Annotated in this window: 28 protein-coding genes and 1 tRNA gene; all 29 read right to left on the bottom strand. The window is 40.7% G+C overall.

All coding sequences use genetic code 11. The annotated features are described in order from the left end of the window. Positions 1-119 precede the first annotated feature (119 nt). Positions 120-1,265: a hypothetical protein gene (locus tag I4V84_RS11530; RefSeq protein WP_195992064.1), complete on the bottom strand. Its 1,146-nt coding sequence runs from the start codon at positions 1,263-1,265 to the stop codon at positions 120-122. Positions 1,266-1,384: 119 nt separating this feature from the next. Then, positions 1,385-1,912: a hypothetical protein gene (locus tag I4V84_RS11535; RefSeq protein WP_195992066.1), complete on the bottom strand. Its 528-nt coding sequence runs from the start codon at positions 1,910-1,912 to the stop codon at positions 1,385-1,387. 310 nt (positions 1,913-2,222) lie between these two features. Further along, a complete protein-coding gene (locus I4V84_RS11540) occupies positions 2,223-4,652 on the bottom strand; it encodes an SGNH/GDSL hydrolase family protein (protein ID WP_195992211.1) in 2,430 nt (809 codons plus the stop codon). Between the two features lie 31 nt (positions 4,653-4,683). Further along, the gene (locus tag I4V84_RS11545) at positions 4,684-6,897 is read right to left on the bottom strand and encodes a phage tail protein (protein ID WP_195992068.1); all 2,214 of its coding nucleotides are present in this window, start codon (positions 6,895-6,897) and stop codon (positions 4,684-4,686) included. Between the two features lie 14 nt (positions 6,898-6,911). Then, positions 6,912-7,367 carry a hypothetical protein gene (locus I4V84_RS11550; RefSeq protein WP_195992070.1) on the bottom strand — a complete coding sequence of 152 codons (456 nt, stop codon included), beginning with the start codon at positions 7,365-7,367 and terminating at the stop codon, positions 6,912-6,914. 77 nt (positions 7,368-7,444) lie between these two features. Beyond that, positions 7,445-8,206: a phage tail domain-containing protein gene (locus I4V84_RS11555; protein ID WP_195992072.1), complete on the bottom strand. Its 762-nt coding sequence runs from the start codon at positions 8,204-8,206 to the stop codon at positions 7,445-7,447. Beyond that, positions 8,203-14,472: a phage tail tape measure protein gene (locus I4V84_RS11560; protein WP_195992074.1), complete on the bottom strand. Its 6,270-nt coding sequence runs from the start codon at positions 14,470-14,472 to the stop codon at positions 8,203-8,205. The genes I4V84_RS11555 and I4V84_RS11560 overlap by 4 nt, the downstream gene beginning before the upstream one ends. 304 nt (positions 14,473-14,776) lie before the next feature. Continuing rightward, positions 14,777-14,920: a hypothetical protein gene (locus I4V84_RS19660; RefSeq protein WP_207748661.1), complete on the bottom strand. Its 144-nt coding sequence runs from the start codon at positions 14,918-14,920 to the stop codon at positions 14,777-14,779. A 20-nt stretch (positions 14,921-14,940) separates the two neighbouring features. Next, complete coding sequence (locus I4V84_RS11565) at positions 14,941-15,333, bottom strand: hypothetical protein (RefSeq protein ID WP_195992076.1); 393 nt, start codon at positions 15,331-15,333, stop codon at positions 14,941-14,943. Positions 15,334-15,350: 17 nt separating this feature from the next. Further along, positions 15,351-15,938, bottom strand: a complete 588-nt coding sequence (locus tag I4V84_RS11570) for a major tail protein (protein WP_173719569.1) — start codon at positions 15,936-15,938, stop codon at positions 15,351-15,353. Between the two features lie 3 nt (positions 15,939-15,941). Further along, positions 15,942-16,289, bottom strand: coding sequence for a phage tail protein (locus I4V84_RS11575; protein WP_195992078.1), 348 nt, complete (start codon positions 16,287-16,289; stop codon positions 15,942-15,944). Next, positions 16,286-16,711, bottom strand: coding sequence for a hypothetical protein (locus tag I4V84_RS11580; protein ID WP_195992080.1), 426 nt, complete (start codon positions 16,709-16,711; stop codon positions 16,286-16,288). The genes I4V84_RS11575 and I4V84_RS11580 overlap by 4 nt, the downstream gene beginning before the upstream one ends. Further along, complete coding sequence (locus I4V84_RS11585; protein ID WP_243284083.1) at positions 16,708-17,064, bottom strand: hypothetical protein; 357 nt, start codon at positions 17,062-17,064, stop codon at positions 16,708-16,710. The genes I4V84_RS11580 and I4V84_RS11585 overlap by 4 nt, the downstream gene beginning before the upstream one ends. Continuing rightward, positions 17,045-17,332, bottom strand: coding sequence for a hypothetical protein (locus tag I4V84_RS11590; protein WP_195992082.1), 288 nt, complete (start codon positions 17,330-17,332; stop codon positions 17,045-17,047). Before I4V84_RS11590 ends, I4V84_RS11585 begins: the two co-directional genes overlap by 20 nt. A 10-nt stretch (positions 17,333-17,342) precedes the next feature. Beyond that, on the bottom strand, positions 17,343-18,584 hold the full coding sequence (locus tag I4V84_RS11595; protein WP_272113311.1) for a phage major capsid protein: 1,242 nt from the start codon (positions 18,582-18,584) through the stop codon (positions 17,343-17,345). Between the two features lie 27 nt (positions 18,585-18,611). Beyond that, a complete protein-coding gene (locus I4V84_RS11600; protein ID WP_195992084.1) occupies positions 18,612-19,430 on the bottom strand; it encodes a head maturation protease, ClpP-related in 819 nt (272 codons plus the stop codon). Between the two features lies 1 nt (position 19,431). Beyond that, a complete protein-coding gene (locus I4V84_RS11605) occupies positions 19,432-20,688 on the bottom strand; it encodes a phage portal protein (protein ID WP_195992086.1) in 1,257 nt (418 codons plus the stop codon). A gap of 1 nt (position 20,689) precedes the next feature. Then, a complete protein-coding gene (locus I4V84_RS11610; protein WP_195992087.1) occupies positions 20,690-22,456 on the bottom strand; it encodes a terminase TerL endonuclease subunit in 1,767 nt (588 codons plus the stop codon). After that, positions 22,453-22,935: a phage terminase small subunit P27 family gene (locus I4V84_RS11615; RefSeq protein WP_173718553.1), complete on the bottom strand. Its 483-nt coding sequence runs from the start codon at positions 22,933-22,935 to the stop codon at positions 22,453-22,455. The genes I4V84_RS11610 and I4V84_RS11615 overlap by 4 nt, the downstream gene beginning before the upstream one ends. 97 nt (positions 22,936-23,032) lie before the next feature. Next, entirely contained in the window at positions 23,033-23,395 is a 363-nt protein-coding gene (locus I4V84_RS11620; RefSeq protein WP_233456074.1) for an HNH endonuclease, read from the bottom strand. Between the two features lie 163 nt (positions 23,396-23,558). Next, positions 23,559-23,630 (bottom strand) — tRNA-Ile (locus I4V84_RS11625). A 107-nt stretch (positions 23,631-23,737) separates the two neighbouring features. Continuing rightward, the gene (locus tag I4V84_RS11630; RefSeq protein WP_173718555.1) at positions 23,738-24,163 is read right to left on the bottom strand and encodes a DUF1492 domain-containing protein; all 426 of its coding nucleotides are present in this window, start codon (positions 24,161-24,163) and stop codon (positions 23,738-23,740) included. Positions 24,164-24,187: 24 nt separating this feature from the next. Next, positions 24,188-24,523 carry a hypothetical protein gene (locus tag I4V84_RS11635; protein ID WP_195992090.1) on the bottom strand — a complete coding sequence of 112 codons (336 nt, stop codon included), beginning with the start codon at positions 24,521-24,523 and terminating at the stop codon, positions 24,188-24,190. Positions 24,524-24,557: 34 nt separating this feature from the next. After that, positions 24,558-24,989, bottom strand: coding sequence for a single-stranded DNA-binding protein (locus I4V84_RS11640; RefSeq protein WP_195992092.1), 432 nt, complete (start codon positions 24,987-24,989; stop codon positions 24,558-24,560). A 248-nt stretch (positions 24,990-25,237) separates the two neighbouring features. After that, a complete protein-coding gene (locus I4V84_RS11645; RefSeq protein WP_195992094.1) occupies positions 25,238-25,678 on the bottom strand; it encodes a YopX family protein in 441 nt (146 codons plus the stop codon). Further along, a complete protein-coding gene (locus I4V84_RS11650; RefSeq protein ID WP_195992096.1) occupies positions 25,675-25,944 on the bottom strand; it encodes a hypothetical protein in 270 nt (89 codons plus the stop codon). The genes I4V84_RS11645 and I4V84_RS11650 overlap by 4 nt, the downstream gene beginning before the upstream one ends. Before the next feature lie 34 nt (positions 25,945-25,978). Further along, positions 25,979-26,323, bottom strand: a complete 345-nt coding sequence (locus I4V84_RS11655) for a DUF551 domain-containing protein (protein WP_195379788.1) — start codon at positions 26,321-26,323, stop codon at positions 25,979-25,981. 3 nt (positions 26,324-26,326) lie between these two features. Beyond that, on the bottom strand, positions 26,327-26,722 hold the full coding sequence (locus tag I4V84_RS11660; RefSeq protein WP_195992098.1) for a hypothetical protein: 396 nt from the start codon (positions 26,720-26,722) through the stop codon (positions 26,327-26,329). 10 nt (positions 26,723-26,732) lie between these two features. Next, the gene (locus tag I4V84_RS11665) at positions 26,733-26,882 is read right to left on the bottom strand and encodes a hypothetical protein (RefSeq protein WP_195992100.1); all 150 of its coding nucleotides are present in this window, start codon (positions 26,880-26,882) and stop codon (positions 26,733-26,735) included. Positions 26,883-26,884: the final 2 nt, after the last annotated feature.

The raw sequence follows: 26,884 nt of genomic DNA on the forward strand, positions 1-26,884 counted from the left end.
CACCTTCATAATTATGTGTTCTCCTTCTTATTATATTATTTTATGGTATAAAAATAAGACCGGTTACACGGTCTCGCTCTAACTTCGTTCATATTCAATCCTTTCTGACTATATTAGATTTATCCAATTGCAAACGTTGCTGAAAATGGCAGCCAAACTTTTCCTGTAGCATTCACCCACCCAGATCCGTTAGAATACCGTGAAAATGTCACAGTTCCATCGGTTCTTACAGAGAGCAGCCATTTATTTGTGCCACTGCCTTGCGATAATATATGTAGCGTTGAGCTTGGTCTATATCCTTCCGCAAGTGTGAATATAGTGCTTTCCGCAATCCCACCTTCTATAGTTACATCCGATTTTAACGTGCAAATTCCTTGTATCAGCACTACCTTTCCTACTTTTCTATATCTTACCTGGTTACTATCAGTTGAATATGCTGCAAAAAATCCACTGGATATATCTGGATAAATCCATCCTGAATCCTGATTTTTTTCATTCATTGATTGTATAAAGTCTTTTATTGCAACAACATCATATTTTCCCTGTGCGTCTGCAATGCTTATATACATATTATAGGCTGATATATAGTTAAATACGCCATATCTACCACTGACATAATTGGTAGCCCTTAATTCATCAGCAAATATTTTACTGGTAGAAATGCCTTTTGGTGCATCAATAATACAGTCCGTGTCCATTGAAAAAGCTTTCATTTTCTCAATAAAATTATACGCCGTTATTGCTCCTGGTACAGTATCTGTATCCATGTCAAAGCAAGACTGCTGAATATCTTTGTCTTGAATTGATATCACAGACTTTTGTATACTGAAAGATTCTGCTGCTACATCTCCCGAGAACGAACCTGTGGCACCTTTAAGATTCAATCCTTCAATACAGCCGGTGGCTTTTATATCTTGTGCAAAAATCCGATCTATGTTCATTGTTCCATCAGATATGATGATTTCTTTTCCGTCCGGTGACTTTATGACAAGACTTTTAGTCATCAGCTCCGCAGCCTGATCAGTAAGAGTGAATTCTGTTTTCGACTTCCCTTCAACAATCCAATTGATTTTATCTGCAGTCTGTTCCACTTTTGTAGTTTTTTGATACAGTGTCTGCTTTTCATTATTTAATTCTTCATACTCAGTTTCGCTGATTATTGAGGAAATCTTTCCTTTTTGAACTTCAAATTCAGTGTTAATAGTTTTAAATCGGTTCGTAAACTCTTCTTTCTTGAATATGTTTACTACCTTTTCAACAATCAAAATGTATCATCTCCTTTAAATAAAAAGGAGATGCATTACACATCTCCCAGTTGTTTCAACAATATATCTGTGCTGATTATTTTATAAACCTATGCAACAGATTTACGATGATTTCTCTCCTATTCTGGTGCAATATGTATATAAAGATTATGCTCCAATAAAATATCATACACTTTCACAATGTCAATCTCATCGTCACCTTCTGCCGCACTTCTAAAATTACATTTATAAGTACTTTTATCACCCTTCAGGAAATCTTTAACTCCCTTTAAAGACTTCTTTTTGATATTTAAATGACTCAGCGTTTTCATGATATCTTCTATATCATCATCTTTGCTAAACAGACTTAACTTTTGTAATTCTATGCTATCTTTACTTAAGTCCAACAGCTTTGAAGAATCTTTTCCCATATCATATACGCTCTTCTGAATATAATCCATTGCTTTTACTTGCTGTACAGATATAAATTTCACATCCGAAAGAGCCTTCCTTGTTTCTTCATTAAAAATTTTCGACTCTTCATAAAAAGTTTTCGCTTGTTCTCCGGATTTTTTACTATCTATTATTGAGTATATTGCTAATATTATGGAAACTATTCCAAGCACTATTGACAATATCGTAGAGATATTTAATATCCATTGCCACATACACATATTCACTCTCCTTCCACCGCCATTATACAGCAGAAGGAGAAATCTGCCAAGATTAATCTCCCAGGAGCAGTGCTAGCTTCTTGGCTCTTAATGCATCTCCACCACCGGCAGAGACTTCCATGTAGCAGTCTGCATCATTCTCCACAATCGTTGTTCCGGCATAAGTAGTTAATTCTTGGCAGGCTTGGATTTCGGATGGTGTTAAGTCTCGTTCAATTGGCTTGTTCAGGTTATAATATAATACAACTGGATTTCCCGCATCTTTCTTTGTCTTTAGGAACAATACAAATTTGCATTTAGTTAATTACAAACGATACACGGACACTGTGAACACATTTTTGACTTTCTCCAATTCACTTTCAGAGAAAGCCATATCAACGTGTAACAGCGTTCCTAAATTCTGCGTCCTTTCTCCGTTATAAACCTTGCAGAACTCATTTCCGAATCTTAATATATCGCCATTTTTTAAAATAGTAGTTTCTTTTTGTGCATCAAAGAACTGAATATATGTAGATGTTACATCACCTTGATTTAATTCATATATCTTTTTTGTCACATAATCTTTTGATTCCAAAATCAGTGGATATTCCATATATGGGTTAGTTGGATTATTGGTCTTTGCTTTAAATATTTCAAAAGCGTTTGGTTTTTCTTTGTAACCGATAGCACATGCAATACACAATCCGATAATATTCATGCCGTAATTCCAGTTCTGATTCATGGTTTTTACAGCCTGATTTGAACTTGGGTGTAAAACATCACCCATCAAAAAATTTGTATCCGACGGAACGCTTTTTCTACCGAATATCAGTGTCTGCATATCAAGGCTTCTAACTCTTGTACAGCTCCAAACATTTTTCAATTCGTCATACGCTTCCCACAAAATATCAGTATATTTTTGTGCCGATGTATATGGTTTTATATATTGCTCACTCACATCATCATTTCCTAGACTATTCGGAGTACGCAAAATAACTCGTCCTTTTGTTTTTGATAATATTTCATTAACGATAAAACTAATTCGTTCTTTTAGCGTTTCTTTCGTGCATAAACCTTGCCTAACATCATTGATGCCAAGACACACAACGTAAATGTCCGCATTGTCTTGAATTGCGTTGTATAAAGATCCACTATTGCTTGAATAAGAACCTATATAGGCTTCTGCTGTACTCCCATTACTCCCCCTATCTATGACTTGTACTCCGTCCAACAACTCCCCAGACTTTTGTTGCTGCGATAACGCAGTATATATCCCGATAGCTGGACCAGCTTTTCCATCGGATGTGCTATCCCCGATTAAACAAATTGAATAATTTCTATTTCTATAGTCTTTTACGAAATCAAACAATGGTTCTGGCTCTGTTAGGAACTCCTTTTTTAATGTATCAATATCTTCTTTTGTAGCCATATTTATCGGATAATACTCTTGCTCCAATACGAATGAACAAACTTTTTCACGGTCTGTATTATCATTTTTAATAGCACTAATTATTCTATTGCTATCTTTTACAATAAATAACGATTCAACATCTACACTTCGACTAGAATCACCTTGATTAAAATCAATTCGTACAGAAGAAAGCCCTTCAGCTTGTTGATCTATGCTAAAATGACCATCTAAGAAGTATTCACCGCTACCATCAACTTTAACTAAATCGCTATTGAAATTCGCTTGCTGAACATACAAGTGCACATAAGCGTCCGATGTATGCGTTACTATTTTTATTTTTGCAAAAATATAATATTTACCTACAGGAAGAATTATGCCGTCAATAACGGTAAGGTTATTACCTCCATTTATAAACTTGTCATTAGAATGAATCCCATAAGCATAATTTTTATCAAAACTATAATTAGGCAAGTTGTATAAATCGTTTAATTCATTATCTACATATTCTGTCGTAGCAACATTATCTGGATAATATTTTTTTTCAAGTTTAAAGCTACAAATTGTTTTTCTGTCTCTATCATCAAAATCAATGGATTTAACAACTTCATCACTAAAATTCACGATAATTAATGAATTGATATGCACATGTCTATTGTCGTCTAATTGGTTAATATCAAGTCTTATAATACCTTCTTTTTCTTCTGACACTGTAAAAGTATCAGATAACACATAATCACCACTACCGTTAATATTCTTTTGATTTCCTAAAAACTTAGCTTGTGAAACGTACATTCTAGCATACGCATTTGAAATAGATGTTGTTACAGAAAACTTTGCGTATACATAGTATGTTCCGATTGGTAATGTTAAACCAGGTATTAAAGTAATATTTGCTTGGTTTCCAAAATCATCAGAAACTCGTTTCTCAAATGCGTAATTCTTATAGAATGAATAGTTTGGTAGCTGTTCTAAAGCCTCATTTAGCGAAGCAACCGCTTCATCTGTCTGCTCCTTATTTTCCTGCAGCTGCCCCCTTACAGCCTCTCCTGCAGTCCCGTACACTTTTCCATTCGCGCCTACTCGAATATCTGCCAGCTCCGCATCTCCGGTAGTACTACCTGCTGGAAGCTTCGCAAGGTTGGCAATTTGAGCTCGTGCCACTGGATCGGTAGCATTATCGGCTATTTGCTTACGCATTTTTTCAAATGGGATCGTTCCTCCGGAATTATCCTCAGAATCAATAAACATCATTTTTTTACCGTCTGGAACTGTATCTACTTCTGGGAGAATATTTATATCCACAATTTCTGTTGTTTCATTTGTTGTATCGTTAGATGTACCCATCAGATCACTCCTCCATGTATAATAAATTTTCTTATATTTCTGTGCTTATCCGAAGAGTCTTTCCGCCCATTGCCAAAATTCCCTGTGCCACTGCAGGAATAGCATTTCTGTATGTGGAGAACCGTCCAACAACAACTCCACCGAACTCGTAATCTTCATTATTTACAGTAATGGTATAACCATATCCTATAAATTCTTCGTTACTTTCTGTTTTCTTTCGCCAAGAAAACCAACGTTCCGGGTAATCCTGAGTTACATTTTTGCCATCCTTATAGACAGCTGCTGTAAGAGTGGTTGTACATTCTTCACTGTTTGTATGATATGTAACATTGTATATCAGCCCATTTTCACGGACACCGGCAATTTCTTCCTTTGCTTCTGATATACGTACATTCATTCCTCTAATACCGGTCTTAATTTCAGTAATATTACTGGTCATTTCCCCGATATCTGTATGCAGAGATGAGTAAACCTGATCTAATGTCTGATTTTCAGCATCAAGCCAAATGCGGTTGCTTTTTATTTTTTCTTCACTGCCATTAATTACAGAAAAGAGGCTCTTGATATCCAGCTTTTCTGCATTAATATTAGCGCCTTCATTTACCATATCATTTACAATCAATCCGTCCGGTACTGCGCCTGGCTTTATTCCTGTATGATCAAGCAATATACCATTTCCAGTTTCATCAAATAAACAGAAGGTGAAATCATCCTTTGCATCCCTTCCTATCTGGATTCGTACAACATTGTTTTTATCACGAAATTGCTGTGTAGAACCATCTATACATACGCCACCATCATCAGACACAATGCGAAAACGATTTGTACTAATGTCCCCGGCAAGAAGATCTTCCACAGATACAGACTCCATTACTGAATTCCGAACCACTTCGTTCTCAATAGTCGCATTTTTTGTTGTGATTACAATTGTACTCAAATCTCCGATTCCGGCAGCTCCGGAAAGAAGATTCTTGATATTTCCATAGTCCGCATCCAGATTTTTTACTTTTTCCTGTTCCACTTCCAGCTTTTTTATTGTTGCATATTTTAAATCAGCGTCTTCCGCTTTAATGTAGTTGGTTTCAATTTGTCCAACAGATACTTTTAACTCAGACAGATCTCCATTCAGAGCATTATATAGTCCCTGAAGTTTTCCAACCGCACTACTTCCGGATACACCCTCTTCAAAATGCAAAATATCCGATACATTGATCGTTCCTGTGTACCGTCCATCATCACTGATCACAGTATTTATAATATCCTCTGCCGCCTGTTGCTTTTCCCTTGACTCTTCAAATGAGGGAAATTTATTCGCCAATTCACAAGTATCTTTTGTATGATTCTGTGGATACTGCGTAATCTTGATAATACGCTGTTTTTCACGAATTCCAGTAGCAGCATCAATCAGTGTGATTGTATCGCCCAGGGAAAATGAAAAATCTTTATATCCAGCTTTCTGCTTTGCAAAATCAATGATTTCTGCGCCAAATGATACAATCGGTTTTGACAAATCTTGCAGTTTCGCTTCAGCATCTTCTTTTAAAGCAGTGGCATCTGTATAGGATTCATCTTTCCAGATGTATGTCTTTATTTTTTTCGTGTACTGATAATTTTCCAGATAATTTTTCCCATCGTTTACGCTTTCAATTGTGAGTCCATTCTGTCCGATTGGGATGATTCTGGTATAGTAATCATAAGTACTGCCTCTCCTCTGCAAGCGTCTAAGGTTAAGACCTGTAAGGAAAAAGGTTCCCTTGTCCTGACCTATCTGCTCATAAAAAGAAACTTTCTTATTCTTGGTATCATAACTGACATCGCACATAAATACCGTGCATAGTTTCTGAATAACACCCAGTGTGTTTGTCTGTAATATTCCGGCATTTCTCTTTTTAGTAACTGTACATTCGCCCACCGTCCATCCGGATCCGGCGAGTGCCAACTTTGCCGCGTCTTCAATTGTGGAATCAGTTATGCTAAATGAGCTCCATGGCTTGGCTTCCAGTTCTTCCAAATTCAAAGCTGCCACAAACTGCAAGAATCCATCTGTACTTACGCTTTTTTCTTTTATTACGTATTCATCATCCTGGTCCTCAATATAATACTCTTCACAAATCTCATGATACCTAGCCAGGTATGTAAAAGAGAGTGTCTTCTCGCCGGTGGCGGCGTCACTCTCAATCATCAGATCTTTATATTTAACAATATGCCCTATGGCATTGTGGTTCGTATCGTAGATCTTAAGCATAGGGCCTCCTTCTTTTAATCTTCAGAAATCATAAAAATAAACGGTTCCAGCTCTGCGCTGGTCAGATCCAGCCCTTCAAATAATGATAATGGCACTTTTTTAGGCTCAAAATCGGTTTCCTGGATTGCCAGCTCATTAAGTTTTCTTTGATACTCCTCCATACTTTTACCTGGACGGAGACTTATGCTTATATCCTGCACAGGTCGTTTTTCTGCCTCTGCAGCTTTTTGCTCTTCCTCCCAGGCTTTCCGTTCTGCGGCTGTGTCTCTGTACTCTTCAATGATTGATTTCTTCGTTTCATCATATGGCTGCAATGCCTGAACAATTGCTGCTTTATTTTTATTAATTGAAAAAGCAAGCTGAATTTTTCCGGAAAGAATTTTCTTCCCTGATTCTTCAAATTTCTTTTGTTCCATATTCTGGAACTGCATAATCCCATTGTATGCTAATATCATTTCCTGATTTGTCACTTTCAAAAATCCTCCTTACCACACATATTTCTTTGAAAAATTTATGTTTTTTCAACATTCCTGGTGATTTTCCGCAATTACATAAATCTTGGACGGTATTTAACCGTGATATCCATCCAGGTATTATCCAATGTGATTCTATTCGTTCCCGGCATAAGCACCGGCAGGCTCCAGATGTCTACATCAGCGGATTTATTTACTCCTGCCTCTGTGATTTTTCCGGTTTCACCATCCAGGATAACGGTTTTATCCTTTGTTGTATTCCTGATTGTAACCGGCAGGCTCTCCCCTGTATCCGGATTACAATTAATTCCCTTAACCGTGAATGCTGACGCACCTGCAGCACGCGGAGTAATTTCCACTATGCAGGGCGTCCAGATATTTCCAGGGTTTGTTATTGCTATTTCCAACATTCCGGAAGCAGACTGTGAATATGGAGAACCATCCGGTTTTTCAGCGTATTCATAGCATGAAAAATCAACCGTAATCCTGCTCAGTCTATTGGATATTACCCGCAGTTTTCCAAGTGGGTTTTCAGCAAAATCATGTTTTACCATATATCCGCAAAATTTATGGTCGAACTTATCCAGTTCCAGGATGACCGACTCGGACATCATCTTGGAAAGCAAGGTGCTGCAGTTCTGCAGGATTTCATTCCGATCCGCGCCATATACCAGGAAAGTGATCTGTATTGTTTTGAACCCGATGGAACTGTTGACGAAAAATGGCAGTGGGCTGCCCCTCTGCCATTCGCTTTCATTTTCGATATTTGAAAAAGCCGGAGTCACATTCCACTGCCTGGCCTGTGCCCCGGATATATCCCAGCCATTTATTTTCATCTCAGCCGCCCCCTTGTATGCCTTGTCGCTGCCATTTCATTCTTGATATTTATGTCTTCCCGGATTTCTCCGACCAATTTGTCTTTATCCATGAATACCTTTAAGTTCTTCATGGTGCTTATCATGCTCTCCGTCATGGATTCCATGGTTCTCATCATAGAATCCATTTTGCTCAAAATATCGGCATTATCTGCCTGTGAACTTCCAGCCCGCTTCATCTGCCGTTCAGACTGCTGCCTGATCAGCCTGTTAAGCTTTTCAATTCCGGCATTCCCTACATCCAGAGATCTGTCTGCCAGGAACTGGTCCGGGTTTGTGGCAAAATTATAAAGATTTTCTGCTCCCTGTGGATTGATCACTTTATCACCGGTAAGCATATTCTGCATGATCGCTCCATCCGATTTACGAAGGACATACTCCTGTGCGTTATTTTCAAAGAGCCATGCCAGCTGATCTTCCAGGATATTCTCTGCTCCGGTTCGAAGTCCCCGCTTTTTCATTGCCGCCAGTATAGCTTTCTTCTGCTTAGATGACGGCTTTGCATCCGCTTCCACGCTAAGGGCATCTGCTATCTTCTTTACAGTGGAATCATTCACACTCCTGCCGTATTTTTTTACAATATACTGCCACAGATCTGAATGTTTCTTTTTCTCTGCATCCGACACGGATTTCTTATGTGCCTTGCTTGCATTTATCAGCTTCTGTACTTCTGCAATCTCTGCCGGTTCCTCAGTTGCGCCCACAGTCACTTTGTCCAGTTCTTTCTTTTGCGCCGGCGCAATTTCTGTCTTGGATATATTTCCAGAAGTGCCGAATCCGGAAGAAGCTGAACTGGAAGCAGTTGCTCCACTGGTTCCGAAAGAAGCTGACACATTTTTTCCAGCCGGCGATACATTTACATCAAGCAATGTCCCGCCGGTTCCTGCTTTCTGAATTCCGGCGATCAGACTCCCTACAATGTCCTCACCAATCTGGCCAGCCTGTTCCACCAGAGACTTCAGACCGGTAGATAAGCCCTCATTCAGCTTTGCAACCGCGGAAGCATTTTCAGCCGCCAGATCATCCAGCTGTTTCTTATAATCTTTCCTGGTGTCACTTATCTGCTGGTCAATAGCATCCCGCGTAGCCTGTGTATCTTTTTGGGCCTGCCGGTCTGCTATCTCCTGCTTTTCTTCCCAAAGCTTGTTAAATTCATCCAGCTGCTCTGCAGTCATCTGATTCAGGCTGTAAATATTGGCGGCTGCTTCTGGTCCTGCATCTTTCAATTCCTGCAGCAGCCCCTCTGAAAGTTCCTTTCCGCTCAGTTCCTGTAACTGGTTTTCCCACAGTTTCAGTCCCTCAACCTGGGTATTCATATTGTAAATCAGACGATCTGCAGTATATCCGGAAGCGTCCCAGGCATCATAGTTATTCATGGATGAAAGGATGTCTTTCTTCCGATCAGCTATGGCACTGTCCCTTTTTTCTTCCAGATCCTGTATGGTTTCATTTAGTTCTTTTTCAAGCTTTTCCCGCTTATCATTGTAATCTTCATCAAGCTGCAGCTTTTCTTTTTCGTAATCTTCTTTGGCTTCCAGGTACTTTTTGTCTGCTTCTATGCGCTCATCCGTACCGGCTGTGAACTGTTTTCTGGCAATATCCCAATATTCCATCTCTGCCCTGGCGGACATGGAATAATAGGTCTGGTAGGTCTCCAAAAGGGATTTCTGTACTGAAGCCTGGGTCTTTGCAGCTTCCTCTCTGGCTTTGGCTACCTCTTCCTGCTTCTCCTGCTTTTCCTCGTAAATCTGAGTGTCCAGTTCCTGGATCTTTTGTGTTGCTTCATACCAGGCATCAGTTCCGCTCTTTAAATTCTTTCGAACGGTGGTCCAGTAATTTTTCTCCTGGGCTAAAGAAGCAGCATGTAATGTCTTGTACTTTTCCAGCCGTTTTTCAGCAGCACTGAGAACCTCAGAATTATAAGTTTCTGCATCCTTAGTAGTTTTCTTTTGATTATCTCCGGATCCGGTAACTTTTTCTTTGGATACGCCAAAATTGTTCTTTATACTGCTGCTCAGTGCCTTGCTGATCGTGGAACTGCTGTTAAGCTTATTAAGCTGAGCGGTTGCCTGTTTATAGGCCATGGATCCTTTCACAGCTGTATCACGTATCTGCTGCCAGTACCATTTTTCATTGTCCAGGGAAGCTTCATGGCTCTTATTGTATTGCTTAAGCCAGCTGGTGGCGTTTTTCAACACAGCCTTTGACATTTTTCCAGCGGCTGCAGTTGCTACCTTTGTGTTTTTAGTTATACCAGACGCAGTACCTGCAGGTAACTGATAGCCGACTTCTTTCTCAAATTTCTTTGATGGAGAATGGATCTCTGCTGCTGCCTTGGCTGCGGCAATACCTGCATTGATCATTCTTATTGAAGCGCTGATGACCTGGGACTGGCCTGCTGATATACCTTGCGCTACACCAGCAGCCGCGTTGTATCCCGCAGTGTAAAAGCTATTCTGATAGGTCCGGACTGCGGCCGCTGCCTGGCTTGCCATGGTTCCGGAAGCGCTGATCGCGCCACTTTTTCCGGAATTTATACCAGTCTGATACTGCTGAGCGGCTACCGTTCCGGCTTTCTCATATTCGCCTTTTTTCTCTTCGGCCGCCTTCGCTCCGGCGGACGCCATCTCGCCACCAGCCTGTTCAACACCAGACTGCTGATCTTTAATTGAATTCTGGGTTCCTTCTCCTACAGCAGTACCAACATCTTCACCTGCAGACTGTGCATCTGCTGCCTGCTGCTGGATCAGTGTCAGAAGCTCCTGCATAGCTGATACTGCCTGCGTACCACCGGCATTAATTCCTGCCTGGATTTCTTCCGGAATCTGGATACCCGCTTTATTGGCAATTTCTGCCACGCCCTGGATTGTTCCTTCAATAGTTCCGTTCAGCTGATCTATTGCCTGCTGAGGGGTTATCTCGCCACTTGCAATTCCATCTGCAAGTCCCTCTGGGATCTGTACACCGCATTCCTGCGCCATCTGGACAGTCTGCATGAGAGATTCCTGTGTGGCTGCCGGAAGCTCAGCCCAGCCTTCTACAGCCGAAGCAACGGCATTGTCAATAGACTCGCGCAGATCAGAAAAATCATAATCTGTGGAGCCAAGCTCTCCCACTGCCAACTCATAAGCGGTCTTGTTTGCCGCCATCACCGTTGCTGTATCCTCAGAAATGTCCATGGCATCAGTCCACTTCTTGGAGATACCTTTCAGCTGTTCAACACCGTATTCTCCCTGATTATCCAGAGTCCATACCATGTGCTGGAGCATATTAGCTGCATCAGTTCCTTGCTCCTGGATTGCCTGGATAAACTCTGCGGAAAAGATCGCTTGTCCGCTCTCATCTGTGGCTTCTTTAAGGCGCTGGAGATTCTGCTGATAGTTCTGGATTCCATCAACCCAGGACTGCAGGTTTTCGTTCATCTGTTCTGTGGTTATGTCATCTCCACCATCAAATTTATCTGCAAAACTGATTTTATCCTGCAAATCAGCTTTGATCGAATCCATGGTAGAATTATACTCATCCAGAATCTGGCGCATAGCGTCCTTAGCAGCAGATGCTGCTTCCTGAGATCGCTCCATGGTTTTGTTAAAACCTTCCAGAGCTGTGCCAGCTCCTGCTGCCGCTAATCCGGTTGCCTGGATTGCATCAGCATTATCTTCCTGAGCCTTTGTATTGTCTTCTGTTGCGTTAGTATCGTCCTTTTTAACTCCCGTCAGGTTTTCCGCACTCTTAGCATATTTTTCCTGTTCTTCCGAGCATTTATCAATTGTCTTTTGATTTTCCTCAATTACTTGAGAATACCCTTCCATTTTCTCTGCACAATCTGCTATGCTGGTAGCTGCTATTCCAGTTGCATCACCATATGCTACGGTTCTTCCATCAATACCATCCAAACGTGAATCCAATTCGCTACTACTATCGCTTAGGTGTTTCATGGCATAATCAAATTCATCCTGAGTTATTGTACCTTTTTCTAATGCCTCTGTATAAAGTTTTGTTTTCTCTGTAGGAAAATCAATATCAACTTGATAGCTTGGATCCACACTGGCTTTCTGTCTTTCCTCTTGGAGCTTTACAATTAATTCTCTTTCTTTTTCCAAGAGTTCCATTCTATCTTCAATATTTTTTTTCTGTTCCTGTGCTTTATCCAGTTGTACCTGTGCCTCTAACGACTGATTAATTAAATCCTGTGTAGCTGCAACTACTGCCTGCTGAATTGCTGTCTGCCTATAATTTTCTACCAGTTTCTCCAATTCGTCATTAGTAACACTCAGTTTGTCGTTTTCAGAATCATATGCTCCTACCAATTCCGGAATAGACTGTGACAACTTGTCTACGATAGCTGCCATTTCCTGCTTCTGCACTGCAGTCCGGTCTTCAACATTATTCAGGGCTTCCAGTCTGTCGGCCAGAGCACCTACATTCTCCACCGAGTCAAGTGTTCCGGTAAACTGATCATCAATGGCCTGTACATTATCGGCAACTTTCCGTGAAGACTGTACAACTTCATCGTACATATCTTCCATTGCATCTTTCTGAGGTGTTATCACATCTGTTAATCCTGATATAATATCAGTTAACAATTCCACACCGCCCTGTAACGGTCCAGAAATATATTCATAGGCGGCAATGCCAAGCCCTTCGGTCGCAGAGCTTAACTCTGTTAATTTTCCCTGCAGATTATCCTGCATGGTATCTGCCATATCAGAAGCAGCACCAGAACAATTTCTCAGACTCTCCTCATAGCCAGCTACCTGATCAGCGCCGGTATTAAGAAGCATGTTCAAGCCCTTAATGGAGTCAGACGTAAAGGTTGACATGAGAGCCGCCTGTTTCTGTGCATCTCCCATTCCATCTGTAGCATTTTCTACATCTTTTAGGACGTCCGTCATGTCGCGGAAGTTTCCGTTGGAATCCATGACTTCTACAGAAGTATCACCAATGGCAATCTTTCCGTCCTTCATCTTACTGGTCAGATCTCTCATTATGGCAGCAAGGGAGGTACCAGCTTCACTGCTCCGGAGTCCGTTGTTTGCCAATGCTTCCAGGAAAGAGGTAGTGGTCTCAATGTCCTGACCGGCGGCATTCATATTGGCACCACAGTTCTTATATGCCTCGCCCAGCTCTGCTGCTGTAGTAGAACTGTTTGCTTGTGCATATGCCATCATATCTGCTAAATGAGTTGACTGTGAAGCTTCCAGATTAAAAGTACTGATATTGTCTGTAACAATCTGGGATGCATCTGCCAGATCCATATTGGAAGCGGCTGCCAACTGTAGAACACCATCAATTCCAGAAAGAGTCTGGTTTACAGACCATCCGGCCAGGGACATATTTGTCATCGCGTTGGCTGCTTCCGTTGCAGAGAATTTCGTACTACTTCCAAGGCTCTTTGCCTTATTTTCCAGTGCTTCCAGCTCTGATCCGGTTGCTCCAGAGATAGCCTCCACTTCACTCATTCCAGCTTCAAAGGAACTTCCGACTTCCACCACATACTCTGCTGCTTCCTTTGCCTTATCACCAATTGCCGAAATAGCTTCTCCTGCAAGTTCCAGGCCCTTTGCTGCTAAAGCTTCTCCAAAACCTTCCTTCAAGCTCTCTCCGAACTCTTTCGTAGTAGTGATAACCGTCGTTGTTTCTTTTCCATATTCGTTTATGCTCTTTGCGCATTTATCCGTAGCATTTTGTGCTTCTTGCAGATACTTTTCATTCTGTTTTAAAGCCTGGTTATTTTTTTCTATATCATTCTCGGCGTCACTAACTCTTTTAGACCAGTCCGATACTTTTCCTTCGCACTTTTGGCACTCCAAGCCCTGCTTTTCAACAGCCTTCTGAAGGCTTTCCACTTCCTTTGACTGCTGCTGATACTCTTTTGTACCATCCTTTCCAGATTTCTGCATGTTTTCCTGGGCTTTTTCAGCCTCTTTCAATGCCTTGGAAAGTTCTTCATATCGCTGTGCGGCTTTCTGCGATACCTTCTGTGCATTTTCCAGTCCTTTTTTCGCAGACTCCGCCCTTTTCTGATAACTCTCAGTCTGCTTTGACAGGTTTTCCTGCTTTTTAGTCAGAAATTCAAGAGAATTGGCATTTCCCTTATATTCTGTGCTAAGTTTTTTCAGTTCAGAATTTAGCATTGCACTTTCTTTTTTCGCATTTGATACGCCCTGTGAAAATTGTCTTTCTCCGTCCAGTGCAAGTACAATTCCAATTTTCTTTCCTGCCATAGCTAGTCCTCCCAACAAAAAATCCACATAAAAAGAGCACCTCAGACCGAGATGCTCTTTTTACATGGATTTTTATTTATACTTATTTCTTGGATATTGGGACTTCTTCAATGTGGGTTTTATACACCACCGGTGATGTAACCCATTTGATAAATTTCTTTATCAGAGCCCCTATCAGTATTGCAAATAATAACAATACAAACAATATTACCAATAACATATGCCACCCACCTTTCTGTTTTTCTTAATTATAATCCGCAGCTCTGCCAAATTCAATATCTTTTCGCAAAGCTGCGGAAGAAAATCAGAAAAATGAGTCAAGATTTAATTCTTCATCTTTTTTCTTTAAGCCGTTAAAATCTAAATACTCATTATAAATCAGATAGAATTTCCGAAGTGTCATACCGAACACTTCTTTTTCACTATAATTGAGCACCTTACATCCCACATACAGTAACCGGGCTACGTTTATAGCCCGGTCTTCTGGTTTGGGTTTTCTTCCTCTTCGTCTCCAGAATCTTCATCATCACTGTCAGGATCCGGCATAGAAAAACCGTATGCTTCCAGCAAGGTAATAGCAAGCTTCTGCATTTCAGCTGGCTTTATAAGTCCGTCAATGGCTTCTACTTTTACTTCCTTACCTGTATCCACGGTGAGAAACGCAGCCACAACACTATAAAGTGTTTTTATATCTTCCGAATCGGTTTTATAGTCAGCAACTCTCGCAATTGCCGGCATAATTTTCACTAATGCCTTATTACAGGTTTCCTGGATTGCTTCAATTGCTCCAATGGTGAACAGGATATTGTATTCCTGTCCACCCATAACAACCGGAGCTCCTATTGGTCTTAAGTCGCTCATACAATCTCCTTTAATTCTTACGCAGTAATTGTTGCCTGTTTGTTCAGCCATGCTTTCGCTTTAGCTTCGCTGTCAAATACGAGTTTTTTACCAATAGACATCTTACCATCGACTTCCACTGGGTATGCTTTACCTTCAATGGTGGCAGTCTGGAAGTTTGTAGTGTCACCTTTTGTCTCAGCATTTTCTGTAGGCTCACTGTGCTGTACTTTATACAGCCAGATAACAGTGAAACTAACCACACCATTTTTCTTTCTACGCTTATAGAAACCAACTCCAAAATATGGAGCTTCGTCTTCAGTTCCGATTTCAATACTCTCTGGAGTTTCTTCCTGTCCTGAATCTCCTGCTGCCGCTTTTACATATGTATGGCCAAGCAGTTTCGCCTGATTTTCCAGAGACAGATCATCCACCCCAAGAGATGTACCCCAGTCTCTTACAGTTTTGTCTGTTTCAGCTACTCCATCATCTGCCCGAAGTTCTGCATCATTTTTATTTGGGGTTCCATTGAAGTTGATTGCTTTTGCAACAACAAAACCTTCTGTGTACTTATTTCCGTCTGCCCACTTTGCTGCTACAGGATATTTCATACCAATATGTGCCATGTGCTATTCCTCCATATCATAATCATTTTCAAATTCACATTCGAATACAATGTGTCTTGTTTTATTATCTGGTTCCATCAATACGGTTACATCAGGATACGTTCCCCCTTCTTCCAGAATTACTCTACGAATTTTTCTTTTTGCTTCCAGGTAATCCTTAGTTGATGGCAGGAAATAATGAATCTGCATTAAGGATATATCCTCTACAGGCTGATTGTCCGCAAACAGTTCTGCACCATCCTTCACATAATTAAAAGTAATATATTCGCTATTTCCACCGCCAAAGAAATCTGATGTCACCGGAATGCCAAGAGGCTTCAACGCTTTTATTATCTTTTGATTTATTGTCACAGCTTGTCCACCTCCGCGCCAATTACCTCTTCCATAACCTGCATTACTGCATTTTCGCTTTGTGCTACTGCTGCCGCGCGTACAGGTCTTGGCTCCTGGCCGTGTGACCTTACACCATATTCCAGATAACCCATTTTTTCAGCATTTCTAAGACCATTTTTATCAGTTCCATTGGGTTTTACCACAGCAAACACTCCGAGACTATTATCTCTTGCGTTTGTAGCAGCTATGGAAGCTTCCAGTTCGCCTGTTGAATACGGTTTTCCGTATTTATCCCTTCTGTTAGCTGCGGATCTGATCTGTGTTTTCAGGTTTTTTTCGACAATTGGGGTGGCCTTATTCACTGCTTTTTCAGCCATTTCATAAGGATTTGCCAGCTTATTCAACATCTCTTCAACATCTTCAAAACCTGTTATCGTCATCCTTGCCATTGTCCTACCTGTGCTTTCCCACGTTCACGCATCTGACAAGTCAGCTGCACCTTCATGGATTTATTTTTCTGATATCTGCGCTTTATATCATAAATTTCACCTGTAGACTCATCCACCAGGAATGATTCTCCAGAATAATTACACGCCATGATCTCAACAACCTGGTCTGCTGTATAACCATTCTGTTTAGCAAGAACCTCATCATCCCTGGTACTGTCGCGGAAGTCTGCCGGAATACCACCGATAAATTCATATGTTTCCTCCATCATGATTCCATTATCATTTATCGTTGGATCATTTTTCTTTACCGGCAGCGAAATACTTTTATTCCACATCCAGACCATTCCCTTCCAATGTCATACGAAAAACCTTTTTTCGATACAGATCCAGATACATTCGTGTATCTGAACGATCATTCCCAAGATATGCTTTTACATATAATGTCACGGCAGTAAGAACTCTTGAATCATCCGTATCCTTCCGAAGAATATCAGGAGGTACACCGGAGGTTTTCATGTCCTCCAGTGCATCTGCAATATAGTCGCTGATATCATCGTTATACACATTAATACCTTCTGCGATTCCACATCGTTTTTTTATTTTTTCCAGCATTTACTCACCATCATTTCAACAGCAGATAACCATTTACAAACGCTTTCTCATCTCTTACTTTGACGTCCTCTCTTTCAATAGCACGGTAAATAGTCAGATCTTCCTCGAATGCGTTAAGTGTACCGATAGATGCAATATTGGAAGTCATGATCGTAGTTTTCGCACGATCAAAGTACCAGATACCTTCTTTCAGATCTCCGATTATAATCGGAATCTTGGTTTCACTGATTTCAAAGTAACCTGCAATTTCCGCTTTTTTAGGTTCTTCTACTTCTGTATATACTCCTTCTGCCTCTTTGTAATAAATTTTTCCTGCTTTTACATCAGTATCTGTCGTCTTTGCATATGTCGGTGTGCTTGACAAATCCTCGTTCGGGATAACTTCAACCGGTATATATGTCCCACCAACAGCAAGTCGCATCTGCATGGTATCTTTTGGATCTGGTGCAAGAAGGTATCTTCCATTGGTGTCCTTCAAGGTATCTAAGTACTGTAAGCCATCATCATTTGTAATAATTTTCGAAGACTGCTTAAACGCTGATCCGATGGTTACATTAAGCACCTTTTTAATATCATCCAACCCGCTTAATTTCACTTCTTTTTTGGTCTTAATCGCATCCATGATCAGATTATTCTCAGTTACTCTTGCCTCATCTCCAATCCACTCAATAAGTGTAGAAGCGATATTTGCATCACTGTCAGCCAGAAGCTCATTGGTCACTGGGAAATATCCTGCATATTTACCGATTTCATAATCAATGCGCTCAAACTGTGGAGTATTTTTTGCACCAATCTTACCTCCTTCACCTACTTTGGTGAATCCAGTCTGCTGAGAGCGCTTTTTAAATGTTCTGGAACCCTTTTCAGTTTTGACAGATTCTTTACGGACCAGCTGGCCTAAGGAAAACTTGGACTCTTTGTATTTGTTGATTCTGGTCTGGATATCCTCTGGAACAGTATAGCCTCCATCTGCTTTTGAGCCTTCACTCATGGAATTCTGTACGTGGAACCCTACTCTGGCAGCCTGCGCAAACTCTGCCGTAGAATCTTTTGGTGTTCCTGCAGGAACCTTACTCTCCGGCACGGCTGCTCCATCGTCCAAGTCTTTCAGAATATCAAATTTATCCTGAAGCTCTTTCAGTTCATCTTTAGCTTTTTTTGCTTCTTCCAGTTTTCCTTCATTGGCAAGGTTCTTAACTTCATCTTTTTTCGCGTTAATCTTCTCCAGAAGGTCTAATAATTTTTTGTTCACGTCTTTTTCTCCTTTCAAAAAGGGAAATCAAACACCATACCGGTCAAGATCTCCCAATAATTCAGCCTTTATCTTTTCTTTTTCCAGATTTCTCTGATTATCCTCTTTTGCTTTGATTTTTTCCATAACTGCATCTGCAATAGCGTCAATATCCAGAGTTTTATTTTCCGGTTCTTCATGCTGCTTTAATGCTTTTGGGGTCTTTGAATACTCATCAAAGTAATTACTTGTACAAGCTGCTGCCTGTACACTGTCCTCCACTTCAAAATCAAAATAATCAGTAGTATCACTTCCGACCATCCAGGTCTCTGCGTTGATCAGATTATTGATTTCCTCTTCTGTAACCCCTTCTTTTGTCTTCGACATGTATGTCTGCAGGATTGCTTTCTGGCAAATATCCAGAGTATCTGCATCTTTTCTCAGCTGATCTGCGTTCATACTGGTAAAAAAGTAACCATTTGTAGGCTTATGAATCATAAAGGTTCCATTTGCCGGAATCACAATCCGATCACCGGCACATGCAATCACAGAAGCAATACTGGCCGCAATACCATCAATATAGGTGGTAATCCTGGCATTATTGCGTTTCAACATGTTATAAATGGTAATTCCGGCAAATACAGATCCACCTCCACTGTTTATATGAAGGTTAATCTCCTGTATGTCTTCCAGATTTTTCAAGAAATCTGAAATATCAGAAGGACAGGTATCATCATCACACCATTTTCCCCAGTCATCAGATACGATATCCCCAAAAATATTCAGATCTGCTGAGATTTCTGTCTGATTGCAGATTTCCAATTTTCCTACATTCTTTTTCTGATTTTTCAGCAGTAATACTGGCATTCTACTCACCTCCTCTGGTGTACTGTGTTCCAACTTTTTCAAGCGGAATATAATTTCCATTCACAATGAGCTTATCGCCATCCGGATCATCCGGCATATCCAGATATCTCCTCGCTTCATTTGGCTTGTATATTCCATTGTTTACAGCATCTTTTAACATTTCCATCTGTGTCTTTGTATCAGTCCTCAAAATTGCCTTCTCATTAAACTTATAAAAAAATCCATTTTCTTCCTCTTTCAAGCTCAGAACTTTCGCATTGATCTCTTCTTCATACATCTTTAGTCTGTACAAAGCGGTATCAACTAAAAAAGCCAACTGCTGGGTTTCACTGTTTGAATAACTGGATTTTTCATAATTATTGATCTGATTCGGCTTAATACCGAATGCTCCGGCAATCTGAAGTGCGGAATACTTTTTTAATTCAAAAAACTGTGCGTCAGTCAGATTCATTTTCAGTGGAGTAAGCTGTAGTCCGATTGGGACAGGTATTACCCTTCCTGCATTTTTCGGGCCTGACAGTTTATCTGCAAATTTTTTCTGCAGTGCTTTTATCTTGCTCTCTTCCAAATCACCCACGTACTGTAATGCCATGCTTGCACTTAGTCCCTGACGATAAAGGTTATTCATAAAATTCTGACTTTCCAATGCTCCACCCACGGTATCTTGCAGAATTTCCCGCACAGATTTTCCCATAATTCCATTTAAGGAATACCAAGTTTTAAAGTGCATAACCTCACTGGATCTGAACAAATACTGTTCACCGGTCTTGGGATCATTGTACTGATAATACAGTTTCCCTTTTCCTCCAAACACACCAACATCATCCATATATGCAGTCACACAATTCGCCTGCATTGGCCAAAGATCCAGGACTTTGTAATGTCCTCCATATTTTTCTCTTTCAAAGGTACCATGCATCCAGATATAGCCATTTCCATAATGCTGACAGTTCATCTCTGTAGTAGTCCACAAAGTTGTGGGTGTCATTATCGTGTTCGGTCTCACAGTCAGAAGCCTGGTTATCTTGCTCGGCTCTGCCCTGATCCGACCTTTAGGCGTTTCCTGGTAGTACTTTAACGGCACTTTTCCCATGGTTTCGCTGAGCATTTTTAAGCAGGTGTAATATGTCACCTCTTTCTCAACATCTGGATTAGTACCAGTTATTCCCAGCCATTCTTTCAGATCATCGTCATCCATGTCTACCGTTGGTCGCGTCATTGCATTCCATGCATTTTTTAATCTGTCTAATATGTTCATGTTACCAGTCACTTTCCAAAAATTGATCTATTCCCTCCTGGTAGCTGGATCCGAATTCATGATACATTGCCAGCTTAAATCCACACAAGGTAGAATCCACAGGGTCAATTCTTTTTGTTGTAGCATCTTTATCTATCTTAATCAGTCCCTGGTTGGTTCTGATTACTGCATTGCTCATTGCAAAATTCAATACAGGATTGTATTCATACAGGACATTTCCGCAATATACCTGCTCACGGAATCCCTGAGTAGCTTCATTCAAGTGTTTATGGCTCTGGAAAACTTCCTCCACTGTATAACCTTCGTTTGATAGATCCATCATCAGCTTACTTGCGTTTGCTGGATCAAAGCACAGACATTCAATGTTCCAGTCATTCTCTGCACATGTATCCAATACATATTGCATTACTGCATTCTGGTCTACAATCGGAGTATCTGTCACTGTAATAAATCCCATTCTTTCCCAGGCATCATAATCCACTTTATCTTTTGCCTTTCTTTCAGCCAACTTCTCCCGATTCGGAATGAAAGAGTGGGAATACAGTATGTATTTCACAATTTCTTTTCCAGTCTGGTCAAATTCGCCTGATAGAAAGGGAATTACGAATGTAACAGATGTAAGGTCTATTTTGGCTGACATATCGAACCCCACATAAACACTCATTCCATGAGTATCAATAGGGATTTTATCAACCTGGCAGGCTTTCCACTTTGCCATGTCCATATATCCGTTTTCTTTTGCCTGAACCCAGATATTCAACATTTTTGTGAGAAATGCCGTCATCTTTTCCGGTATTTCTTTGGCTACCCGCCAGGCTGTACGGATCTTATCCGCGCCATTTTTGTAGCTCATCCTAATCGGATTCGCTTTTTTCCAGATGTTTTCGTCTTCCAGGTTACGGATATCATCCTTGTAATCCTCCGGATCCACTTCGCAGATATCCACAAGATACTCTTCATTCTCCACATCCACATCCGGATCCAGTATCTTAGAACAGTATTGATACTCCTGGACATAACATGGATAAGTAAGATCCATCCCTGCAGTTGTAATAATCATCAGCAATGGCTCTTTAGTGTTTGCTCCGAGACCAAGATCATAAAACTCAGTAGTCTTGTGCTGATGGTATTCATCCAAAATCAGTCCGGCCGGATTGGTTCCATCTCCATTCTGTCCATCCTCTTTCGACAATGCCTTTATGAAGCTTCCAGTTTTTCTGTGTATTACAGCATCCCTGGTGATTTTAAAAAGAGGTTTCAGTGGAGATTTATTCAGCATGAGCTTAGCTTCATTCAAAATAATCTTCGACTGATCCCTCTTGGTTCCAGCAGTATAATATTCGTAATTTTCTTCATTTCTCGTAGCCATAACTGATATTTCATATAAGGCTACACCAGCCTCCATCTGAGACTTGGCATTTTTCCTTCCAACCTCAATAAAAGACTGTTTGAACCTTTTATAACCGGTAATATCTTCGCGCCATCCGTAAAGTTGGCACAGATTAAATTTCTGCCATATCGTCAAGCCGATCGGCTGTCCTGCAAGGTCACCTTTAGAATGCCGTAGCATAGAAAACCAGTCTACAATTTTTGATGCTTCCTCTTCATCCCAATGATAAGGCCATACATTAGCCTGTACATTCTTTGCATCCTCTTTCTTGCAATCCCTAAGGAAGCGCATACAAGCCCATTTATGTTTTTTCCCTGATATTTCTTCCCCGGCCAGACAACGGTTGGCGTAATCTATCAGTTCTTCTTTGATGGTCATATATTGCCAAATTTATTTGTGATAGCTTCCCTTGTCTTATCAGACTTCACTGCTGCAGCTTTTAGTCTGGCGTCAATAGTGAGTCCACACAGGGAAGCAAATTTTCTCATTTCCTCTGCGTATGTGCGCTGAATATCAACCATTGGATTTTTCACCACAATAACGCCATTCCTGGTCTCTCGATCAATGTAATAAGTCTGATCTTTCAATATCTCTGTAGCCTTAACATAGTTAGCAAAAGCATTACAGTAACCGCCCAGGTTGTTACGATCCAGGTTCCCGATCAGATTAATCTTTTCCAGTTCCTTGACAATCCTGCGCCACTCTTTTTTTGCCACATTATCAATCAGCCAGGTAGGAGGACGTTTTAATTGATTTTTGTCCGTAGTCACACTGTCTTCTTCTGCTTCCCTTGTCTGCATTGTGATCACAGTAAGATTTCCCCGCTGCTCTGTCAGCGGCTTCCTCGGTCTTCCCATTCATCCTCCCTCCTTCCTTTGCCAACTTTTTATGAGTATTTAGAATTTTGCGCAAGCTATAGGGCAGGCGGGGACGACGGCATTTCCTGAAAACTTTTCAGACCGCCCCTCCCGTCTGTGTATAAAAATCCACAAGCATTTTTGCAAGCTTTTTTTCCATCACTGGTCTCTCTTTTTTATACATCTGCTCAATTTTTGAATGTGTATCGTGATGTAATGGCATCAGATTCTGCTTATCGCATCGTTTATCCCATGCTTCTTTTAACGGAATAATATGATGCACTGTATCTGCTGCCAGAATTACTCCTTCCGTCATGTAGACATACACATCAATCCCGCAAGCACTGAGAATATCAGATCTTGTCAGCTGCCATTCCCTTGAATCATAAAATGTTTTGCTTTTCTGATTTCTGGCATTCTGATCATATATCCGATAGCGTTCTTTATCTCTTTGTTTCATGCAGGGACACCTGCTGCCGGACGGAATTCTTTTTCCGCACCTGCCACATCTCTTATATATCATCTTTTTCTCCAATAAAAAACGCCCGGCCGTGCCTGCCAGACGTTTGTGGAAGTATGTATGAGTCAGTATTGTACCATTTTTATCGGCGGTACTAACCGAGTCGGAACAGATGGAACCGAACCACCGACACGCTGGATATAAGCCAGCTGCTCTACCACTGAGCTATGTTCCGATATACCTGCCAAGCCATAGTGCCTGACAAGTAAGGGTGCAACCGATTGATATTTGATTCATCCATCTGAATCTATTATAGTTATAACACGAATCAAGTATACCATTCTATACCATCTTAAAATTTTTCAATGCTGATGAATGCAGCCTATGTACCTGTGTCCATCCATAGCCCATCTCTGTTGCTACATCATCCCATTTTAAGCCTTTTATATAGCGCAAACGCAAAACTTTCCGTTCATCTTCTGAATGCATTTTGCGGATCTGGCTCTCAATCTTACGATATTGCTGAACCTTGTTCAAACGTTCTTTCTTCAACAATTCAATCTGTTCATCCAGTATCGCAATGTAATCCGACAGATCTGATTGACTGCTGCCTTTTGGCATTCCATCATTCACTACGGAAGGAAACATCTTATCAGCTCTTAATCTTTTGATTTCTTCCAGGATGTCCCGCTCTCTTTTGACTGCTCTCTGATACGATTTCAAATATTCTTTTTTCTTTTCGTTTTCTTCCTGCATGCTCCTGTCCATTGGAGTCACCTCCTAAAATACCTGTTACAAATAGTTTCTGCCGAATATCTGCATAAACTCCTTTCTGCTTCCAAGCTGATCCATAAATGCTTCCTGTCCCTGTCTGTGAAGTTCATCCATTACCGCTTTATCTCTATGTACAGCATGTTTACCTGTCGCATGGCATTCCAGGCACAAATATACTTTTAATCCATATTTCTCTGATAGTGTCCGATTCGGACCACCAAATATGTGATGTTCTTGAGTCTGGCCATACCTGCTGCACAAGTAACATCTTCCTTTTCGGCTTCCGAGAATGCTGGCCGGATGGGACATCCTTTTTTTCTTCGTTTCTTCTTTTGGAAATTTAAGTCCGCTCATATTTTTCCTTCTTTCATCTTGTCCGAGTCGGGCATTAACTAAATGGCAGTTCCTCTTCAATTCCATCCGGGATATTCATGAAACCATCAGGTCCCACATCTGGTGATTGTTGTGGAACATTCTGCTGACTGCTGCCGGAGCCAGAGCCTTTACTTTCTGCAAACTCCTGTTCTTCTACAACAACCTCTGTCGTATAAACTTTCTGTCCTTCACGGTTGGTATAACTTCCAGTCTGAATACGGCCTGCGATTGTAATCTTCAATCCTTTTCGGAAGTATTTCTCCACGAACTCGGCAGATTTTCCAAACACTACACAATTAATAAAATCTGCAGTTGCATCTCCATCTTTTCTGATCTTCCTATCTACTGCCAGTGTGTATCTGGCAATTGCAAATGAATTTTCCCCTGGGGTGTATCTCACCTCTGGATCTCTGGTTAACCGCCCCATTAATATAGCTTTATTCATATGTTATTTTCCTCCTTCACATAATCTGAACAATTAATCGCGTGCTCTTCTTTCTTCACCTCTCCTTATTGCTTATTTTCGCCATTCCTTGATTGCATCTATATCCGCAAGATTCATTACATTCACAGCAACACTGTTTCTTACAAATATCGGATAGCTCTTTATATTGCTCACTTCCCTCAATCATTTCTTGAAGCATCAGCTCTTTTGCGAAATCTCTTGCCTTGCATCCGAACGGAGTCATGTATTCACAACTCCGTTCGGTATTTATCTTCCCTTTCATATCCCTCCTGTAACAACTCTGGATTGTCGAAAATGTTCCCTTTGACTTCAACACATTTTCTTTCATTGACATAGAAACCTAGATTACAATAACAACTTCCAAGTTCCTTGCCAAACAAATAACTATAATCTAATGTCCAATCTCCATTGCTCATATTTACAATTTCTGGATATTTTTCTTTGCGATCGCAGATATCGTTCTCCCAAATTTTGTTTCCGTTTTTGTCGGTCAGACCTGTGAACTGGCAGATGGTTTCTGGATTAATAGGCGGTGCGTATAAAACACCTGATTCAACTGGTTGTATTCGATATTCAAATAAGTTTGGCCGTGAATGATCTATTACCAAACACCCCTCAATCCATTTACCATCTTCAATTCGCTTTGCCTTAAAAAGTATTTCTCTCATTCGTTTTCACCATCCTCCACTTGTCCCGATTCTTCTAACCAATTTTCAACACATGGTAAGCAAATATAGCAACTGCACCAACCTTGTCCTTCTACTATTGCTTTTTGGTTTAACATTTTTTCGCCTTTAGGTATCTGTTTTTCACATACGCAGCATAAATGAGAAGCCCTTATTTTTACGATTTTTTCTGTCAGATTTGATTCCGAACCATCCATATTCCCTGCAAATATCTGGCTATCAATATACATTTCTTCTGGATATTTCAATCAACTCCATCTCCTTCCATTTATTACAAATTCCTTAATCTTCCTTATACGGTTTCGGAAGTGGCATCCAGGCATTGACATACAAATCATGTTCAACAAAACTCTCGTCTTCGTCACCAACTCTGAATGTTCCGCCGTCATCATCGTCAACTGTATATCTTCCAATCATTGGTAGCGAAAAGTTAAAAAACGATACCAGAATGTGTTTGTCCGGGTCTGGTAATCTCTCGTCTATCGGAATCCAGTTAGTAGATTTTAAACGCTTAATAGCTTTTTTCTGTTCCTCTTCTGTCTCGCAGTGTATTACAATATCATATGTATCATCGTATGCACTAAATGAACCGTCTTCATTCTGTACAAGTGTCATTCCGTCGCTCATTCCTTACCCCTCCTTATACGGCTTTGGAAGTGGCATCCAGGCCATAATATCAATCCAATCATAACCGCCGTCGAGATAATATCCATTGGAATCAATGAAGCACGTATCTTGCCATGTTGTTTCTCCGTTAGTAACCAATATTTCTTGTCCGTCATCTGGCATTTTGCAGTCAAGCATATATTGTATGTCTTTTGAAAGGAATTCTTCTGCACGTTCTTTTTCTGATATCTGATGATATTTTACCGGAATCCAACCGTTTTCTTTCTCATCCTCTTCCAGATCATCCAGAAGACTATTTACGATATCTAGCGAACTCCCCGGCAATCCTTCCTTGTACATCGTCTGTTTCTGCAGTTCCCACTTGTACTGCAGTAATCTTTCTTTTATCCTACTTACCATCTTGCTTACCTCACTTGGTTCTGAGAAACCGAATCATAAAACGTTCTTTCCAGTCAGGCTGCCATTTTCTGCAGCTGTAATCACCTTCTACCAGTATACCCTTCCGATCACACAGACCATTATCATTATCCTTGCAAGTCTTACATGTTCTATCTTCCATCT

Source organism: Ruminococcus sp. 1001713B170207_170306_F1 (genome assembly GCF_015668065.1).
GTDB classification, from domain to species: Bacteria; Bacillota; Clostridia; order Lachnospirales; family Lachnospiraceae; genus Blautia_A; species Blautia_A faecis.